The sequence below is a fragment of the Glycomyces endophyticus genome (assembly GCF_039531525.1).
GTDB classification, from domain to species: domain Bacteria; phylum Actinomycetota; class Actinomycetes; order Mycobacteriales; family Micromonosporaceae; genus Glycomyces; species Glycomyces endophyticus.
Genome location: NZ_BAAAQF010000029.1, coordinates 34,364 through 53,079, shown reverse-complemented (window position 1 = coordinate 53,079; position 18,716 = coordinate 34,364). Strand labels below are relative to the sequence as shown.

Here is an 18,716-nt window from a genome sequence, read left to right as displayed (position 1 = left end):
GAGCCGATCCCCATGTTCGAGCGCATCCTCATCGCCAACCGCGGCGAGATCTCCCGGCGGATCACCCGGACCGCCCACCGGCTCGGGATCGCCACCGTCGCCGTCTACTCCGAGGCCGACGCCGCGTCCCTGCACGTCCGCGAGGCCGACGAAGCAGTGTGCGTCGGGCCCGCCGCCCCGGCCGAGTCCTACCTCAACGTCGACGCGATCCTCTCCGCCGCCAAGGACACCGGCGCGCAGGCCGTCCACCCCGGGTACGGGTTCCTGGCCGAGAACGCCGAGTTCGCGCGCCGCGTCGCCGAGGCCGGGCTCGTGTTCATCGGCCCCACCCCCGAGCAGCTCGAACGCTTCGGCGACAAGGTCACCGCCCGCGAGGCCGCCACCCTCGCCGGCGTCCCGCTCGCGGCCGGGACCGCCGCGCTCGACACCGCCGAGGAGGCCGTCGCGGCCGCCGACGCCATCGGCTACCCCGTGATCGTCAAGGCCTCCGCGGGCGGCGGCGGCATCGGGATGCGCGTCGCCGAGGACGCGGCCGCGCTGGCCGAGGTCTTCGCGTCCGTGAAGCGCCTGGCCGCCGACAACTTTGGCGACGACTCGGTATATATCGAACGCTATGTATTGGCCGCCCGGCACGTCGAGGTCCAGGTCTTCGGCGACGGCGACGGCCGCGTCGTCTCCCTCGCCGACCGCGACTGCACGCTCCAGCGCCGCCACCAGAAGGTCATCGAGGAGGCCCCCGCCCCGAACCTGCCCGACGCCGTGCGCGAGTCGATGCACGCCGCCGCCCGCGCGCTCGCCGCCGACGCGAAGTACCGCTCGGCCGGCACCGTCGAGTTCATCTACGACGCCGACCGCGAGGAGGCGTCCTTCCTGGAGTTCAACACCCGCCTCCAGGTCGAGCACCCCGTCACCGAGGCCGTCCTCGGCATCGACCTGGTGGAGTGGATGATCCGCGCCGCCGCCGGGGACACCGCCTTCCTCGACGGCCTCCCCGACACCGGGCCCGCCGTCACCGGCGCGGCCGTCGAGGCCCGCGTCTACGCCGAGGACCCCGCCCGCGACCACCTCCCCAGCGCCGGGCTCCTCACCTGCGTCGACCTCCCCGACGGCGTCCGCGTCGACACGTGGATCGAGCGCGGCCTCGAAGTGCCCGCCGTCTACGACCCGATGCTCGCCAAGGTCGTCACCGCCAGCGCCACCCGCGCCGACGCGTGGGCCGCGCTCGCCGACGCACTAGACGGCACCCGCATCGAGGGCGTCCACACCAACCTCGGGCAGCTGCGCGCCGCCGCCGTCGACGCCCGCGTCCTCGCCGTCCAGCACCACACCGGCACCGTCGCGACCATCGAGGACGCCTCCCCGCGCATCGACGTCCTCCACGCGGGCGTCCTCACCACCGTCCAGGACTTCCCCGGCCGCATCGGGTACTGGCAGGTCGGCGTGCCGCCGTCGGGGCCGATGGACGACCTCTCGTTCCGCCTCGGCAACCGCGCCCTCGGCAACGACGAGGGCGCCCCCGGCCTCGAATGCACGATCGCGGGCCCGACGCTGCGCTTCGGCGTCCCGGTCACCGTGTGCGTCACCGGCGCGCCCGCGCCCGTGACCCTCGACGGCGCGCCCGTCGACCAGTGGGTCCCGATCGCGGTGCCCGCGGGCGGCGAACTCGCGGTCGGCCAGATCGCCGACGCGGGCGCCCGGGCCTACGTGCTCTTCCAAGGCGGCCTCGACGTCCCGCTGTTCCTCGGCTCCGCCTCGACGTTCCCGCCCGGCCGCATCGGCGGGTACACCGGCGACCAGCTCCGCGCAGGAGACCGCCTCGTCCCCGTCCCCGCCGCCGGCCCGACCGCGCCGGTCCCGCCCGCGGACCGGCCCTCGTTCGGCCACGAGTGGACCCTCGCCGTCACGCCCGGCCCGCAGCCGGCCCCGCACTACTTCACCGTCGAGGACATGGAGCGGATCTACGACGCCGAGTGGTCGGTGCAGGTCCACGCCGGACGCTCCGGCGTGCGCCTCGACGGGCCCCGCCCGACCTGGGCCCGCACCGACGGCGGCGAGGCCGGGCTCCACCCGTCCAACCTGCACGACAACCCGTACTCCGTGGGCACCGTCAACTTCACCGGCGACACCCCCGCGCTCCTCGGCCCCGACGGGCCCAGCCTCGGCGGCTTCGCGTGCCCGTTCACCGTGACCACCTCCGACCGGTGGAAGCTCGGGCAGCTGCGCCCCGGCGACGCCGTCCGGTTCCTGCCCGTCTCCGAAGCCGAGGCCGACCGCCTGCGCGCCGCGCCCGTCTCGGCCCCGGTCCTGCTTCCTCACGCCGCCCGCGACGAGGCCACCCTCGCCGCGATCGACGCCGACGGCGACCGGCCCGCCGTCGCCTACCGCCGCGCCGGCGACGACGCGATCCTCCTCGAATACGGGCCCATGCACCTCGACCTGGCGCTGCGCATGCGCGTCGGCGCCCTCATGGACGCCCTCGCCGCCGCGAACCCCGCCGGGCTCATCGACACCACCCCCGGCGTGCGCTCGCTCCACCTGCACGTCGACCCCGACGTGCTGCCCGTCCGCACCCTCACCGGGCTCCTCACCGAACTCGAGGCCGACCTCCCCGACACCGGCGACATGACCGTCCCCTCCCGCGAAGTGCGCCTCCCCATCTGCTGGAACGACTCGGTCGTCGACGAGGCCATCGCCCGCTACGCCACCAACGTCCGCGATGACGCCCTGTTCAACCCCTCCAACATCGAGTTCATCCGCCGCATCAACGGCCTCGACGGCGTCGAGGACGTCGCGCGGATCGCCACCAGCGCCGAATGGCTCGTCCTCGGCCTCGGCGACGTCTACCTCGGCGCGCCCGCCGCCGTCCCCGTCGACCCCCGCCACCGGCTCGTCACCACCAAGTACAACCCCGCCCGCACCTGGACCGCGGAGGGCACCGTCGGCATCGGCGGCTCCTACATGTGCATCTACGGCATGGACTCCCCGGGCGGCTACCAGCTCGTCGGCCGCACCGCGCCCATCTGGGCCGGCCTGCGCGACCTCGCGTCCTTCAAGGACGGCCTGCCCTGGCTCCTGCGCTTCTTCGACCGCGTCGTCTTCGAGCGCGTCTCCGAGGAGGAGCTCGCCGAGACCCGCCGCGACCTCGCCGCCGGCCGCGCCGAGATCGACATCCGCGACGGCGTGTTCGCCTACGCCGACTACCGGCGCCTCCTCGCCGACAACGCCGCCTCCATCGACGCGTTCCGCACCCGCCAGGCCGCCGCGTTCGAGGCCGAGCGGCAGCGGTGGGCCGACGCGGGCGAGTTCGACCGCGACCACACCGAACCGGCCCCCGGCGACGGCAGCGCGATCGAACTCGCGTCGGGCGAAGTCCTCGTGGAGGCGCCCATGGCCGCCAGCGTGTGGCGCGTCAACGTCGCCGAAGGCGACACCGTCACCGCCGGGGACGCCGTCGTCGTCCTCGAGGCGATGAAACTGGAGATGCCCGTGCACTGCGCCGTCTCCGGTACCGTGACGCGCGTGCTCGCGAACCCGGGCGACCAGGCCGCCCCGGGCGCGCCGCTGCTGGTCATCCGATAGGCAACACGGACAACGAGACAGGGGACCGAGTGAACACCACCGCACGCGTCGCGGCCGCCTACGCCCGCATCGCCGGGGCCGGCCGGCCCGAGATCTGGATCAGCCTGCGCGACGAGGCCGACGCCCTGGCCGAGGCCGCCCGCGTCCAGGCCCGCCTCGACGCGGGGGAGGACCTGCCCCTCGCCGGGACGGTCTTCGCCGCCAAGGACAACATCGACGTCGCCGGCCTCCCCACGACCGCCGGCTGTCCGTCCTTCGCGTACGAGCCCGACCGCGACGCCACCGCCGTCGCCCGCCTCCGCGCCGCCGGAGCGATCTGCCTGGGCAAGACCAACCTCGACCAGTTCGCCACCGGCCTCGTCGGCACCCGCAGCCCCTACGGCGCGGTCCGCGCCGCCGCCGACCCCGAGCGGATCTCCGGCGGCTCCTCCTCCGGCTCCGCCGTGGCGGTCGCCCTCGGCATCGCCGACTTCGCCCTCGGCACCGACACCGCCGGCTCCGGCCGGGTCCCGGCCGCCCTCAACGGCATCGTCGGCGTCAAGGCCAGCCTCGGCCTCGTCCCCGTCGACGGCGTCGTCCCCGCCTGCCCCTCCTACGACTGCCTCACGGTGTTCGCCCCCGACCTCGCCGCCGCGACCGCCGCCATGCGCATCATGACCGGCCCCAGCGACCGCGACCCCGCCTCCCGCGCCTGGCCCGCCGACCTCCCGCTCGCGGCCCCGCCCGCCGCCCGCGCCGCCGTCCCCGTCAACGCCAACCTCGCCCGCCTCGACCCCGAGCTCCGCCCCCTGTGGGACGCCGCGCTGGACCGCTTCGCCGCCGCCGGCGTCGAACTCGCGCCCGTCGACGTCCAGCCCCTCCTCGACGCCGCGCTCCTGCTCTACGAGGGCGCGCTCGTCGCCGAGCGGTACGCCGCGTTCGGCGCCCACATCGACGCCTGGCCCGCCGACGCCGACCCCACCGTCGCCGAGATCGTCAAGGGCGCCGGCAAGTTCACCGCCGCCGACCTCGTCACCGACCAGCAGCGCCTCCGCGCGGCCCGCACCCGAGCCGCCGGGCTCCTGTCCGGCTTCGACGCGCTCCTGCTCCCCACCGCGCCGCTCCACCCGTCGATCGGCGAGGTCCAGGCCGACCCCATCGCCGTCAACGCCGCCATGGGCACCTACACCAACTTCGTCAACCTCCTCGACATGGCCGCCGTCGCCATCCCCGCCGGCACCGCCGGCACCAAGGGCTTCGGCGTCAGCGTCATCACCCCGGCCTTCCACGACCAGGTCGCCCTCGACCTCGCCGCCCGCGCCCAAGACGTCACCGCCCCGCTCCTCGCCCCCGCCGCCACCGCCCTAGTCGTCTTCGGCGCCCACCTCACCGGCATGCCCCTCAACCACCAGCTCACCGACCTCGGCGCCCGCTTCGACGGCGAGGTCGCCACCGCCCCCGCCTACCGCATGCACGAACTCGACACCGCACCCCCCAAACCCCTCGTCGTCCGCACCGAGCACGGCGCCAGCCTCCCCGGCGAACGCTGGCTCCTCAGCCCCGCCGCCCTCGGCGCCTTCCTCACCGCCCTCCCCGCCCCCATGACCCTCGGCGGCGTCGAACTCGACGACGGCACCTGGACCACCGGCTTCGTCGCCAGTGAACCTGCAGGCGCCGACATCACCCACAAGGGGGGATGGCGAGCCCACCGCGCGGGCTGACCCGCTGCGCGCCAACGCCACCGCTGTTCCACGTACCCCGCGTCTTGCCGTCGGCCGATACCCTGAGGGCCCGGCGGCGGCGAGGAGGGCGGGACCATGAGCGGCGAAACCAATGAGGACGAAGCCGATTCGACCGGCGACGACCGGTCGGAGCTGGAGGCGTTCTTCGACCTGTCGGCGCTGGCCGAGGCGGGGAAGCTCGACACCGTGGTCGGCCGCGCCGTCGAACTCGACCGGATCTTGCGCGCGCTCAGCCGCCGGAAGCGGCGGCACCTGCTGCTCGTCGGCGAGCCCGGCGTCGGCAAGACGGCGCTCCTCCACGCGATCGCGCAGTTCCTCCACGACGACCGCGGCGTCCCCAAGTCCCTGAGGGACACCCGGGTGGCGATCGTGGACCTCAGCCTGGCCTCGAAGGTCGCCGCCGTCTTCCGGGACCAGATGGACGAGCTCGCCGGCGAACTCGTCTCCGGCATCCGCGAGTTCGCCTTCGAGGGCATGCGCCTCAAGGTCGAGGCCGAGGAGTTCGAGAACCTGCCCCTCATCTGCATCGAGCACCCCGAGATGTGGCCGGGCATCACGACAGAACGCGAGAGCGAGATCGACTTCGGACTCTGGGCGCTCCTGGAGCTGAACGTCCCGCTCATCCTCACCACCGTCCCCGACTCCCCGCTGGCGCAGGCCGCGGCCGAGTTCGCGGCGGCCGGGAAGATCGACCGGATCTCAGTCGTCGAGCTCTCGGCGGCCGACTCCGTCGAGGCGGTCCGGATCGCGGTGCCGGAACTCGAACGGCACCACGGCGTCGTCATCGAGGACGAGGCGCTGCCGGCCGCCGTCGAGCTCGCCGACCGGTACATCACCGACCGGCTCCTTCCCGCGAAGGCCGTCGACCTGCTCGATGACGCCTGCGCGCTGGTCGCCCTCCACCTGGCCCGGCGGCCCCGCGAACTCGCCGAGGCGGAGGCCGAGATCGACCGGCTCCAAGCCGAGCAGGCCGCCGCGGTCGCGGCCGAGGACTTCGAGGAGGCCTCGGCGCTCCGGCGCCGCATCACCAACCTCGAACTGCGCCACGTCATGCTCTCCGACGCCTGGCGCACCGGCGAACTGAGCGGGCGCTCGACCGTCGATCCCCAAGCAGTCCTCGCGGTCACCGCCGAGTGGACCGGCATCCCCGTCGAGGAACTCGAGTACGAGCCGGTCAGGTCCGCCCCGCAGGGCGGGTTCCGCGCCACCGCCCCCGCCGAGCCGCGCCTGCCGATCAAATCGGCCTCGACCGCGCTGCTGCTCGTCAACGGCCGCTACGAGGACGCCGCCATCGACGACATCCCCGCGGTCGGCAACAACCTCGCGGACCTGCGCAGCTGCCTCGCCCACCCCGTGCACGGCACGTTCAACCCCGACCGCGTCTTCACCTCCGACACCCTCGACTACTCGATGCTCAGCGCGATCGCCGAAGAGTCCCGAGACACCACCGACACGCTGCTCGTCTACTACTCCGGGCACGGCTTCGTCGCCGACGACGGCCGGTTCTACCTCGGCATGCGATCGACCGAGTCCGACAAGTGGAAGCACACCGGCCTGCCCTACGACCAGCTCCGCAGCGCCGTCATCGACAGCCCCGCGGCCAACAAGCTCATCGTCTTGGACTGCTGCTACTCCGGCCAGGCCATCGACATGCTCGCCGGCGCGAACGGCCTCGGCGGGCAGCTCGACGTCGAAGGCACCTACGTCCTCACCGCCAGCTCCGGCACGCGCCTCGCCCACGCCCCCGAGGGCCACCGCAACTCCGCGTTCACCGCCGAACTGCTCGAGATCCTCGCGCAGGGCCTGGACAACGGCTCCGACGTCATTCGCGTCGCCGAACTGTACCCGCGGCTCCGCTCGAACCTCGCCGCCAAGGGCTTCTCGGACCCGCAGCAGCGAGGCACCAACAACATCGGCCAGCTCGCCATCGTCAAGAACCCCTTCGGAAAGGACCGCGAACATGCCTGACGCCGACACCCTCGCCGTCTCCGGCGAGCCGGACGAGGTCCGGCAGCTGCTCGCGCTGCTGCGGCGCGATCCGGAGCTGCGGCTCGCCGGGCTCGCGCTGGAGGTGCCGAAGCAGACCGGCGGGCACCTGGGCGCGGTCGCGGACACCGTCGTCGCGATCCTCACCGACGAGGCGGTGCTGACGGCCGCGTCGACCACCGTCGGGATCTGGCTGGCCGCGCGCTCGCGGCCGACCCGCATCAGGGCCAGGCGAGGCGACGTCGAGGTCGAAGTGGAGACGGTCAAGGGGAAGCGGGCCGCCGAGTACACGAAGGAGCTCCTCGACAAGCTCGCGAAGCCCGAAGCGGAGGAGTGACCACCGCGGTGTCGTACGGACGTGCGAGGATGCGCGGATGGACTTCCCCGACCTCCAGGCGCACCTGATCGCCGAAGCCGCCGCGTTCCGGGCCGCCGCGCTCGCGGCCGCCCCCGATGCGACGGTGCCGAGCTGCCCCGAGTGGACCGCCACGGATCTGCTCGACCACGTGACCGAGGTGTACGACCACAAGCTCCTGTCGATGCGGCTGTTCCGCGAGCCCGCCGAGGCCGACAGGATCGAGCGGGCCGGAGCGGCCGCCGAGCGGTTCGACGCCGCGCTCGCCGAACTGCTCGCGGAGTTCGACGACCGGGGCCCCGAGAGCCTGTCGCACACCTGGTACGGCCCCGACCAGACCGTCGGGTTCTGGATCCGCCGCATGGCGCAGGAGACCCTCGTCCACCGCGTGGACGCCGAACTCGCCGCGGGCCGACCCGTCGGGCCGGTCGACGACGCGCTGGCCCTGGACGGCATCGACGAGATGTTCACGGTGATGCTGTCGTGGGGCTCGCGCGCCTACCGCGACTGGGTCGCCGACGACGTCAACGCGAACCTCGGCCTCGAACTCGGCGTCCGCGCTGGAAAACAGGAGTGGACCGTCATCGTCAGCGTCGCGGGCATCGACATCGCCGACGGGATCACCGCCGGAGCGAGCGCCACCGTCGAGGGGACGCCCGCGGAGGTCCTGCTGTGGCTGTGGCGGCGCCTGCCCGCCGGCTCGCTCGCGGTCGACGGCGACCGCGCCGCGGCCGACGCCCTCTACGACCTCGTCGAAAGGTTCGCCCAGTGACCGACCAGCAGATCGCCCGCGACCTCGCGGACCGCGCCGACACCCCCTATCCCGGCGAGTGGCAGGAGCCGCCGTTCCGCGAGCACCGCGCCGGCGACCGCGTGTACGCCCTCGTGGCCTCCGACCCCGGGCTCAGCGACATCGGCGTCGACCGCGCCGGCGGCGGCGTGTGGCTGCTGCCCGAAGGCGACGCGCCCGCGCTCGTCAACACGAGCGCCGCGGCGTTCACCGCCTGCTCCAAGGTCTACGCCGAGTCCGCCGCCGAGGTCGAGCGGGTCGAGGCCGAGGACCCCGACGAGGACGAGGACCGCGGCGACGCGTTCACCGAAATGGTCCTCGAACGCCTCGCCGCTATCGACCCGGCCGCCGTCGAGGACGAGAACGGGTTCTGGCCGGTGGCCGCCGAGGAGCTCGGTTACGCCATGCCCTGACGGGGCGTCACGCCTGGAGCGCCTCGACCGGCCGGTGCACGGCCAGCGCCCGGTCGAGGTCGGCGATGAGGTCCTCGGGGTCCTCCAGGCCGATCGAGAGCCTGACGATGCTCGCGGCGGGCTTCGCGTCCCCGGCCACGGGCCGGTGGGTCAGCGCGGCCGGGTGCTGGATCAGCGAGTCCACGCCGCCCAGCGACACCGCGTGCGTGAACAGCCCGACCGTCGAGGTGACCTGCCGCGCCTGGTCGTAGCCGCCGCGCAGGTCGACCGCGATCATCGCGCCGGTGCCGCGCATCTGCGTGCCGAGCAGGCCCCGCGGGTCGCCTTCGGACCCCGGATAGTGGACGCGGGCGACGGCCGGGTGGCCCCGCAGCCACGCCGCGACCCGCTGTGCCCCGGCCTGCTGCGCCCGCACCCGGATCGGCAGCGTCGTCAGCCCCCGGTGGAGCAGGTACGCGCCGAGGGGGTGGAGGAGCCCGCCGGTGACGGCCCGGACCCGCCGCAGCGCGGCCGCGGTCTCGTCGCCGCAGGCGATGACGCCGGCGACGACGTCGCCGTGCCCGCCGAGGTACTTGGTGGCGCTGTGGAGCACCATCGACGCCCCGAAGTCGACCGGGTTCTGGAGGACCGGGGTCGCGAACGTGTTGTCCACCAGGACCGGGACGCCCTGGGCGGCCTCGACGACGGCGCGGATGTCGACCAGGTCGAGCGTCGGGTTCGCGGGCGTCTCCAGCACGACCATCGCCGTGTCCGCGCGCACCGCCGCCGCGACCCCGTCCGCGGTGCAGTACGTGGTCTCGGTCCCGAGCAGGCCCGTCGACAGGAGGTGGTCGGTGCCGCCGTACAGCGGGCGCACCGCCAGCACGTGGCGGCGCCCGGTCCCGGCGGTGGCCGCCAGGATCGCGGCGGTCATCGCGGCCATGCCGGAGGCGAACGCGACCGCCGCGTCGGCGTGCTCGAGCTCGGCGAGCGCGGTCTCGAAGCGGGCGACGGTGGGGTTCCACAGGCGCGCGTACACCGATCCGCCTTCGGGGGTCGGCGTGCCGCCGGTCGCCATGGCCTCGTAGGAGAGGCCGCCGGCCTCGATGTCGGGCAGGGGGTTGGTGGAGGAGAGGTCGATCGGGAGGGCGTGCACGCCGAGTCCGGCGAGGTCCTCGCGGCCGGCGTGAACGGCGATCGTGTCGGGTTGCAGCCACGGCGAAGTCATGCGGGGACTGTAGGCGGTTCCACAACCGGCTGCAATACTTGCCGCAGATCCCTCCGGCAGGAGGCGATACCGGTGCGGATTCCGCGGGAGGGGCGATCATGGCGGGGGAGCTGCCGAAGAAAACGCAACAGGCTCAGGCGGCACTGGACGGCACCGATCTGGCGATCCTCGCCGCGCTCGTCGCGGACGGGCGCATGACCAACGCGGCGCTGGCCGCCCGCGCGGGCGTCGCGGAGTCGACCTGCGCCTACCGCGTCCGTGCCCTGCGCGAGTCCGGCGTCCTCACGGCCATCCGCGCCCACCTGAACCCCGAGGCCCTGGGCCGCCCGCTCCACGCGATCGTCAAGGTGCGCCTGGGCAGCCACAGCCGCGAGCTCGTCCACCACCTCTACGACCGGCTCGTCGCCCTCCCCGGCGTCCTGACGGTCTTCCACGTCGGCGGCGACGACGACTTCCTCCTCCACGTGGCCGTCGCCGGCCCGGAGGCCCTGCGCGACCTGATCCTGGAGCACGTCACCGTCCACCCGATGGTCCGCCAGACCGAGACCCAGCTCGTCTTCGAGGTCCGCGAGGGCCGCGGCGTCCTCCCCGGCTGAGCCGCCGCCGTCCGGACGCGAAAGGGTCCGGACCGCCGGTCCGGACCCCGCCGCACACATCCCTACACGATGCGGATGGTGTTCCAGCTCATCGCCGGCAGCTCGATCGAGACGACGCCGTCCTTGACGGTGACGTCCTCGTTCGCGACCGGGGCGACCCGCTCGGGGTCGTCGAGGGTGTTCTTGGCGTCGCGCTCGCCGGTGAGGGTGGAGACGGTGACGTCGCCGACCCGGACCGAGGAGGCGTCGATCTCCAGGGTCATCGGGACCTCCAGGTCGCGGTTGACCGCGAACACGGTGACCGAGCCGTCCTCGTTCGCCACCGCGACCGAGTGCAGGGCCGAGACCTCGCCGTACTTCGCGGTCTCGAAGACGGGGGAGTCGGCGTTGACGCTCAGGACCGTGCCGCGCCCGTACTTGGAGGCCTCGGCGAACGGGAAGAACGTGGTCTGGCGCCAGGCGGGCCCGCCCGGCTCGGTCATGATCGGGGCGATCACGTTGACCAGCTGGGCGAGGCAGGCCGCGGTGACGCGGTCGGAGCGGCGCAGCAGCGTGATCATCAGCGACCCGAACACGACCGCGTCCATGGCCGAGTAGTGGTCTTCGAGCTGGCGCGGGGCCACCGACCACGGCTCGGGGCGCTCGCCGCTCGGCGCGGTCTGGTACCAGACGTTCCACTCGTCGAAGGAGATGTCGATCTTCTTGTCGCTCTTGAGCTTCGCGCCCACGGCGTCGGCGGTGGCGATGACGCCGTCGATGAACAGCTCCATGTCCTGCGCCGAGGCCATGAAGGAGACGACGTCGCCGTCGAGCGGGTGGTAGTAGGCGTGCGCGGAGATGTAGTCCACCGACTCGTACGTGTGGGTGAGGACCTCGTTCTCCCACGCGCCGAAGAATGGCATGCCGCGCGAGGAAGAGCCGCAGGCGACCAGGTCGAGGTCGTCGGAGCCGTCGATCATCCGCAGCGACCGGGCGGTCTGGTCGGCGACGCGGCCGTACTCGGTGGCGGTGCGCTGACCGATCTGCCAGGGGCCGTCCATCTCGTTGCCCAGGCACCACAGCTTGATGCCGTAGGGCTCCTCGTCGCCGTGCGAGCGGCGCAGGTCCGACCAGTGGGTGCCGGAGGGGTGGTTGGCGTACTCGAACAGGTCGAGGGCCTCCTGGAGGCCGCGGGTGCCGAGGTTGACGGCCATGTTCGGCTCGACGCCGACGGTGCGGCAGAACTTCATGAACTCGCCGAGCCCGAACTGGTTGGTCTCGGTGGTGCCCCAGGCGAGGTCGAGGCGGCGGGGCCGGTCCTCCTTGGGGCCGACGCCGTCCTCCCACCGGTAGCCGGACACGAAGTTCCCGCCGGGGTAGCGGACCATGGTCGGGCCGAGCTCGCGGATGAGGTCGAGGACGTCCTCGCGGAGGCCGTCGGCGTTCGCGGTCGGGTGCTCGGGCTCGTAGATGCCGGTGTAGACGCACCGGCCCAGGTGCTCGACGAACGAGCCGAAGAGCCGCGCGGGGACCTCGGCGACGGTGAAACGCGGGTCGAACTCGATGCGTGCGCGGTGGTGGTCGGCCATGACTGCCTCCGGAAGGACTGCGAGGTGAACGGTAACCCGGGCCCGCTGCGGGCCCGGTTGCGGTGACGCTACCAGATCCGAGCTTTACCGGTACAGTCCCTTGGCGGAGGTTTCTCAGAGCTCCAGCGCCGTCGACGCCCGCGCGATGAGCTCCGGCTGGAACACCACGTTGCGGTGCGTGTGGTCGCCGCCCTCGGCGATCTCGTCGAACAGCAGCTGCGCGGCCGTGCGCCCCAGCTGCGCCCGCGGCTGGCGCACCGACGACAGCGGCACGGCCGCGGCCGCCGCGAAGTCGATGTCGTCGTAGCCCACGATCGCGCACTCCTGCGGCACCTTCACCCCGTGCATCGTCAGCCCCTGCAGCGCCCCCAGCGCCACGAGGTCGTTGGCGCAGAACACGGCCGTCGGCCGGTCCTCGCTCCCGAGCATCAGCTCGATCGCCTCCCGGCCCGCCTGGAAGTTCAGCCCCGGGGTCGTGAAGACCTCGAGCTCCACGCCCGACTCCTCGCACACCTCCCGGCACCCGCCGAGGCGGTCGGCCACCTGCGGGATCGAGGACGGACCGCCGATGAACGCGATCTTGCGGTGCCCGCGCTCGACCAGGTGCTGCGCGGCCAGGCGGCCGCCGTGCACGTCGTCCACGGCCACCGAGCAGTGCGGGTGGCGCCCCGCGCCGCGGTCGACCAGCACTACCGGGATGTCGTGCCCCGACAGCCGCTCGATCCACGAGGCCGAGGAGTCGTCCACCGGCGTGATGAGCAGTCCCAGCACCCGCTGCTCCTCCAGCAGCTCCAGGTGCCGGCGCTCGCGCCTCACGTCCTCGCCGGAGTCGCACACCGTCACCACCCCGCCCGCGGACTCCACAAGGGGCTCCGCCCCGCGGACCACGTCGGTGAAGAACGGGTTCGCCACGTCGAGCACCACGATGGCGACCGTCCGGCTCCGCCCGGCCCGCAGCTGGCGCGCGGAGTCGTTGCGCACGTAGCCGAGATCGGCGATCGCGGCCAGCACGCGCGCCCGGGTCTCCTCCGCGACGGCCTCGGGCCGGTTGAGCACATTGGAGACCGTCCCGACCGAGACGCCGGCCGCTCGGGCGACGTCCTTCATACTGGTAGTGGTCATGGTCACCTCAATGAGTCTATCGGGGGGCAGGGGCGCTGGCGGGACGGCAGGGGACTGCCGCGTCCTCCAGTGGCGGGGATCGACGCGCGTCGAAGCCGCCGCTGATTGAAACGGTTCAACGGTGAACGGGGAGCGTGAGGAGCATATACCGAACCGTGTTCGAATTTCTTCCCGCCCGCGGCTTGACAAGCGCTTGCTTCGCGTTCTACTTTATCGAAATCCGTTCATGAAACGATTCAAAAACACGGCGTTCACACGCCGCGCCCCGCACCCCTTCAGGGAGGAACCCCGTGACCGCCGCGCCACCCGAGAGCCCGCACGAGCTCACCCGCGTGTGCTTCACCCTCCGCGTGCGGCCCGAGCGCCGCGAGGAGTACCGCGAGCGCCACGCCGCGGTCTGGCCCGACATGCTCCGCGCGCTCGCCGCGACCGGCTGGACGAACTACTCCCTGTTCCTGTCCGAGGACGGCCTCCTCGTCGGCTACCTCGAGACCGCCGACTTCGACGCCGCCCGCGAAGCGATGGCCCGCACCGAGGTCAACGCCCGCTGGCAGGCGTCCATGGCCCCGTTCTTCGAGGGAACGGGCGGCGCCAACGCGGACGACTCGTTCACCGTCCTCACCGAAGTGTTCAACCTGGAGACCCAACTGGCCGCGGCCGACGCCGCGGCTGAAGGAGCCGGCACATGACTGACCGCACCCCCTACGCCAAGCAGGTGCTGGCGGGCCAGAGCATCGAGACGCCCTCGTGGGCGTTCGGGAACTCGGGCACCCGCTTCAAGGTCTTCGCCCAGCAGGGCGTCCCGCGCGACCCCTACGAGAAGCTCGCCGACGCCGCCCAGGTCCACCGGTACACCGGCGCCGCCGGCTCGGTCGCCCTCCACATCCCGTGGGACAAGACCGAGGACTACGCCGACCTCGCCCGCCACGCCGCGGAGCTGAACGTGCGGATCGGGACCATCAACTCGAACACGTTCCAGGACGACGAGTACATGCTCGGGTCCGTGTGCCACCCCGACGCGAAGGTCCGCCGCAGGGCCACCGACCACCTCCTCGAGTGCGTCGACATCATGGACGCGACCGGCTCCGACAGCCTCAAGCTGTGGTTCGCCGACGGCACCAACTACCCCGGCCAGGACTCCATCGCCGGCCGCCAGGACCGCCTCGCCGAAGTCCTCGCCGAGGTCTACGAGCGCCTCGGCGACGACCAGCGGCTCCTGCTGGAGTACAAGCTGTTCGAGCCGTCGTTCTACACCACCGACGTCCCCGACTGGGGCACCGCGTACGCGCACTGCCTCAAGCTCGGCCCCAAGGCCCAGGTCGTCATCGACACCGGCCACCACGCCCCCGGCACGAACATCGAGTTCATCGTGGCGTTCCTGCTGCGCGAGGGCAAGCTCGGCGGCTTCGACTTCAACTCCCGGTTCTACGCCGACGACGACCTCATGGTCGGCGCCGCCGACCCGTTCCAGCTCTTCCGCATCCTCCACGAGCTGTCGCTGCGCGAGGTCCTCCTCCCGGACTCCGGCATCGCCTACATGCTCGACCAGTGCCACAACATCGAGCCGAAGATCCCCGGCCAGATCCGCTCGATCATGAACGTGCAGGAGGCGACCGCCAAGGCCCTCCTGGTCGACCGGGACGCCCTCGCCGCCGCCCAGCAGGCCGGCGACGTCCTCGGCGCGAACGCGGTCCTCATGGACGCCTACAACACCGACGTGCGCCCGCTCCTGGCCGAGGTCCGCGCCGAGCAGGGCCTGGACGCCGACCCGCTCGCCGCGTACGCCGCCTCCGGGTACGCCGAGGAGATCAAGGCCGCCCGCGTCGGCGGGAACCAGGCCGGGTGGGGCGCCTAAATGGGAAGCATCTCGGGCCCCGTCGACGACCTGATCACCCGCTCCAACCGCCTCGGCGCGGACAAGCGGAACACGAACTTCGCCGGCGGCAACACCTCCGCCAAGGGCGCCGAGACCGACCCGGTGACCGGCGAGGACGTCGAGCTGCTGTGGGTCAAGGGCTCCGGCGGCGACCTCGGCACCCTCACCGCCTCCGGACTCGCGGTCCTGCGCCTGGACCGCATGCGCGCCATGGTCGGCACCTACCCGGGCGTCGATGACGAGGACGCGATGGTCGAGCGCTTCGACTACTGCCTCCACGGCCGCGGCGGCGCCGCGCCCTCGATCGACACCGCCATGCACGGCCTGGTCGACGCGACGCACGTCGACCACCTGCACCCCGACTCCGGCATCGCGTTCGCGACCGCCGCCGACGGGCCCGCCCTCACCGAGGCCTGCTTCGCAGGCCGCGTCGCATGGGTGGACTGGCGCCGCCCCGGATTCCAGCTGGGCCTCGACATCGCCGCGATCAAGGCCGCGAACCCGCAGGCCATCGGCTGCATCCTCGGCGGCCACGGCATCACCGCCTGGGGCGACACCTCCGAGGAGTGCGAGGCGAACTCGCTGGAGATCATCAGCGGCTGCGAGGCCTACCTCGCCGCGCACGGCCGCCCCGCTCCCTTCGGCGAGCGCGTCGCCCACTGGGCCCCGCTCGACCCCGCCGCCCGCCGCGAGCGCGCCGCCGCGCTCGCGCCCGTGATCCGCGGCCTCGCCTCCACCGACCACCGCCAGGTCGGCCACTTCACCGACAGCCCCGAGGTCCTCGACTTCCTCGCCTCCGAGCGCCTCCCCGAGCTCGCGGCCCTGGGCACCTCCTGCCCGGACCACTTCCTGCGCACCAAGGTCCGCCCCCTGGTCGTGGAGACCGCCGCCGACGCGCCCCTGGCGGACGTCGTCGCGCAGCTCCGGGAGCGCCACGCCGCCTACCGCGACGACTACCGCGCCTACTACGAGCGGTACGCCGCCGCCGACTCCCCGGCGATCCGCGGCGCGGACCCGGCGATCGTGCTGGTCCCGGGCGTCGGCATGTTCTCATTCGGCGCCGACAAGCAGACCGCGCGCGTCGCCGGCGAGTTCTACGTCAACGCGATCAACGTGATGCGCGGCGCCGAGTCCGTCTCGACCTACCGGCCCATCGAGGAGTCGGAGAAGTTCCGCATCGAGTACTGGTCCCTCGAAGAGGCCAAGCTCCAGCGCCGCCCCAAGCCGAAGCCGCTCGCCGGGCGCATCGCGCTCGTCACCGGCGCGGCCGGGGGCATCGGCAAGGCCACGGCCGCGCGACTCGCCGCCGAAGGCGCCTGCGTGGTCATCGCCGACCTCGACGCCGACAAGGCCGCCGCCGCGGCCGCCGAGATCGGCACCGCCGACACCGCGGTCGGCGTGGCCTGCAACGTCACCGACGAGGCCGCGGTGGCCGCCGCCGTCGCCGAGGCCGCGCTCGCCTTCGGCGGCGTCGACCTCGTCGTCAACAACGCCGGGCTCTCCCTCTCCAAGCCGCTGCTCGACACCACCGCCGCGGACTGGGACCTGCAGCACGACGTCATGGCCAAGGGCTCGTTCCTCGTCTCCCGCGAGACCGCCCGCACCATGATCGCCCAGGGCCTGGGCGGCGACATCGTCTACATCGCCTCCAAGAACTCGATCTTCGCCGGCCCCAACAACATCGCCTACTCCGCGACCAAGGCCGACCAGGCCCACCAGGTGCGCCTGCTCGCCGCCGAGCTCGGCGAGCACGGCATCCGCGTCAACGGCGTCAACCCCGACGGGGTCGTGCGCGGCTCCGGGATCTTCGCCGGCGGCTGGGGCGCCGAACGCGCCGCCGTCTACGGCGTCGACGAAGCCGACCTCGGCCGCTACTACGCCGGCCGCACCCTCCTCAAGCGCGAGGTCCTGCCCGCCTCGGTCGCCGACGCCGTCTACGCGCTCGTCGGCCCCGACCTCGGCCTCACCACCGGCGTCCACATCCCCGTCGACTCCGGCAACCCGCAAGGGTTCCTGCGGTGACCACGCTCGCCGCCGTCGACCTCGGCGCGTCCTCCGGACGCGTCATGGCCGCCCGCGTCGTCGACGGCGACGCGGGGCCCCGGATCGACCTCACCGAGGCCGCCCGGTTCCCCAACCGCGCCGTGCCCGTCCGAGGACGCCTCCACTGGGACGTCCTCGGACTGTGGGCCGGCGTCCTCGACGGCCTGCGCGCCGTCGGCGACGCCGCCGCGATCGGCGTCGACTCCTGGGCCGTGGACTACGGACTCCTCGACGCGGACGGCCGCCTCCTCGGCAACCCCGTCTGCTACCGCGACGCCCGCAACGCCCCCGCCCGCGACCGCCTCCTCGCCGAACTCGACCCCGCGAACCTCTACGCCCGCACCGGCATCCAGCACCAGCCGTTCAACACCGTGTTCCAGCTCGCCGCCGAGGACCCGGCCGCGCTCGACCGCGCCGACCGGCTCCTGCTCATCCCCGACCTCATCGCCTACTGGCTCTCGGGCGCCACCGCGTGCGAGGCCACCAACGCCTCCACCACCGGCCTCGTCGACCAGGGCACCGGCACCTGGCGCCACGAGCTGTGCACCGCCGCGGGCTTCCGCGCCGACCTCCTCGGCGCGATCACCCCCACCGGCACCGTCCTCGGCCCGATCCTCCCCGAGATCGCCGCGGCCACTGGCCTGGCCGCCACCACCCAGGTGATCGCCACCGCCGGCCACGACACCGCCGCCGCCGTCGCGGCCGTCCCCTACGAAGGCGACCGCGCCGCCTACATCTCCTGCGGCACCTGGTCCCTCGTCGGCACCGAACGCGCCACCCCGATCACCACCCCCGAGGCCCTCGCCGCCGGGTTCACCAACGAACGCGGCGCCGACGGCGCCATCCGGTTCCTGCGCAACGTCGCCGGACTCTGGCTCCTCAGCGAATCGGTCGACACCTGGCGCCGCGAGGGCCGCGACGTCGTCCTCGCCGACCTCCTCGCGGACGCGGCCGAGCAGGAGCGCCTGCGCTCGGTCGTCGACCCCGACGACCCCCGCTTCGCCGACCCCGGCGACATGCCCGCCCGCATCCGCGCCTACTGCGCCGAGACCGGCCAGCCCGTCCCCGAGACCCCCGCCGAGGTCGCCGCCTGCGTGCTCGACTCGCTCGCGCTGGCCCACCGCCGCGCGATCGACGCACTCGAAGCCCTCACCGGCGAGCGGATTGATACCGTTCACATCGTCGGCGGGGGCTCCAACAACGACCTCCTGTGCCGCCTCACCGCCGACGCCACCGGACGGACCGTCCTCGCCGGACCCGACGAGGCCACCGCCCTCGGCAACGCCCTCGTCCAGGCCCAGGCCCTCGGCCTCGTCGCGCCCGGGCCCGCGGCCCGCCGCGCCGCCGCCCGCGCCTCCGCGCAGCCCCGGCGCCACGAACCCCAAGGGCCCCAGGGCCCCTGGCTGCAAGCAACCCAACGCCTGTTGGGGCGAACCCCGTAGTTCCCGCAAGGCCCGCCC

At 73.2% G+C, this 18,716-nt stretch carries 14 protein-coding genes; 11 read left to right on the top strand and 3 right to left on the bottom strand.

Features of this window, described 5'->3' with window-relative positions; genetic code table 11:
- Nucleotides 1-12 precede the first annotated feature (12 nt).
- The 6 genes from uca to ABD419_RS23540 all read left to right on the top strand — a co-directional run bounded on the left by uca (nt 13) and on the right by ABD419_RS23540 (nt 8,844).
- The gene (uca, locus tag ABD419_RS23565; protein ID WP_344492110.1) at nt 13-3,579 is read left to right on the top strand and encodes an urea carboxylase; all 3,567 of its coding nucleotides are present in this window, start codon (nt 13-15) and stop codon (nt 3,577-3,579) included.
- 29 nt (nt 3,580-3,608) lie between these two features.
- Nucleotides 3,609-5,279 (top strand): allophanate hydrolase, encoded by a 1,671-nt coding sequence (gene atzF, locus ABD419_RS23560; RefSeq protein WP_344492107.1) that lies wholly within the window; start codon nt 3,609-3,611, stop codon nt 5,277-5,279.
- A gap of 96 nt (nt 5,280-5,375) precedes the next feature.
- Complete coding sequence (locus tag ABD419_RS23555; RefSeq protein ID WP_344492104.1) at nt 5,376-7,268, top strand: caspase, EACC1-associated type; 1,893 nt, start codon at nt 5,376-5,378, stop codon at nt 7,266-7,268.
- Complete coding sequence (locus tag ABD419_RS23550; protein ID WP_344492101.1) at nt 7,261-7,623, top strand: effector-associated constant component EACC1; 363 nt, start codon at nt 7,261-7,263, stop codon at nt 7,621-7,623. Before ABD419_RS23555 ends, ABD419_RS23550 begins: the two co-directional genes overlap by 8 nt.
- 37 nt (nt 7,624-7,660) lie before the next feature.
- The gene (locus ABD419_RS23545; RefSeq protein WP_344492098.1) at nt 7,661-8,413 is read left to right on the top strand and encodes a maleylpyruvate isomerase family mycothiol-dependent enzyme; all 753 of its coding nucleotides are present in this window, start codon (nt 7,661-7,663) and stop codon (nt 8,411-8,413) included.
- Nucleotides 8,410-8,844: an SUKH-4 family immunity protein gene (locus ABD419_RS23540; RefSeq protein ID WP_344492095.1), complete on the top strand. Its 435-nt coding sequence runs from the start codon at nt 8,410-8,412 to the stop codon at nt 8,842-8,844. Before ABD419_RS23545 ends, ABD419_RS23540 begins: the two co-directional genes overlap by 4 nt.
- Before the next feature lie 7 nt (nt 8,845-8,851).
- On the opposite strand, the gene ABD419_RS23535 is transcribed toward ABD419_RS23540, so the two are convergent.
- Nucleotides 8,852-10,051 carry a trans-sulfuration enzyme family protein gene (locus tag ABD419_RS23535; protein WP_344492092.1) on the bottom strand — a complete coding sequence of 400 codons (1,200 nt, stop codon included), beginning with the start codon at nt 10,049-10,051 and terminating at the stop codon, nt 8,852-8,854.
- Nucleotides 10,052-10,149: 98 nt separating this feature from the next.
- Between ABD419_RS23535 and ABD419_RS23530 the strand changes: the two genes are divergently transcribed.
- Entirely contained in the window at nt 10,150-10,647 is a 498-nt protein-coding gene (locus tag ABD419_RS23530; protein ID WP_344492089.1) for an Lrp/AsnC family transcriptional regulator, read from the top strand.
- Between the two features lie 62 nt (nt 10,648-10,709).
- Here ABD419_RS23530 and arfA read toward each other — a convergent pair whose 3' ends face one another.
- A complete protein-coding gene (arfA, locus tag ABD419_RS23525; protein WP_344492086.1) occupies nt 10,710-12,215 on the bottom strand; it encodes an arabinosylfuranosidase ArfA in 1,506 nt (501 codons plus the stop codon).
- A gap of 114 nt (nt 12,216-12,329) precedes the next feature.
- Nucleotides 12,330-13,337: a LacI family DNA-binding transcriptional regulator gene (locus ABD419_RS23520; RefSeq protein ID WP_344492083.1), complete on the bottom strand. Its 1,008-nt coding sequence runs from the start codon at nt 13,335-13,337 to the stop codon at nt 12,330-12,332.
- Between the two features lie 290 nt (nt 13,338-13,627).
- Here ABD419_RS23520 and ABD419_RS23515 point away from each other — a divergent pair, with 290 nt between their 5' ends.
- Genes ABD419_RS23515 through ABD419_RS23500 form a run of 4 tightly spaced genes read left to right on the top strand, consistent with a single transcriptional unit; the run spans nt 13,628 to nt 18,698 of the window.
- Nucleotides 13,628-14,026: an L-rhamnose mutarotase gene (locus ABD419_RS23515; protein WP_344492081.1), complete on the top strand. Its 399-nt coding sequence runs from the start codon at nt 13,628-13,630 to the stop codon at nt 14,024-14,026.
- Nucleotides 14,023-15,192, top strand: a complete 1,170-nt coding sequence (gene rhaI / locus ABD419_RS23510; protein ID WP_344492078.1) for an L-rhamnose isomerase — start codon at nt 14,023-14,025, stop codon at nt 15,190-15,192. The genes ABD419_RS23515 and rhaI overlap by 4 nt, the downstream gene beginning before the upstream one ends.
- Nucleotides 15,193-17,235 (top strand): bifunctional aldolase/short-chain dehydrogenase, encoded by a 2,043-nt coding sequence (locus tag ABD419_RS23505; protein WP_344492075.1) that lies wholly within the window; start codon nt 15,193-15,195, stop codon nt 17,233-17,235.
- Entirely contained in the window at nt 17,232-18,698 is a 1,467-nt protein-coding gene (locus ABD419_RS23500) for a rhamnulokinase (protein ID WP_344492072.1), read from the top strand. Before ABD419_RS23505 ends, ABD419_RS23500 begins: the two co-directional genes overlap by 4 nt.
- The last annotated feature ends 18 nt before the right edge of the window (nt 18,699-18,716 follow it).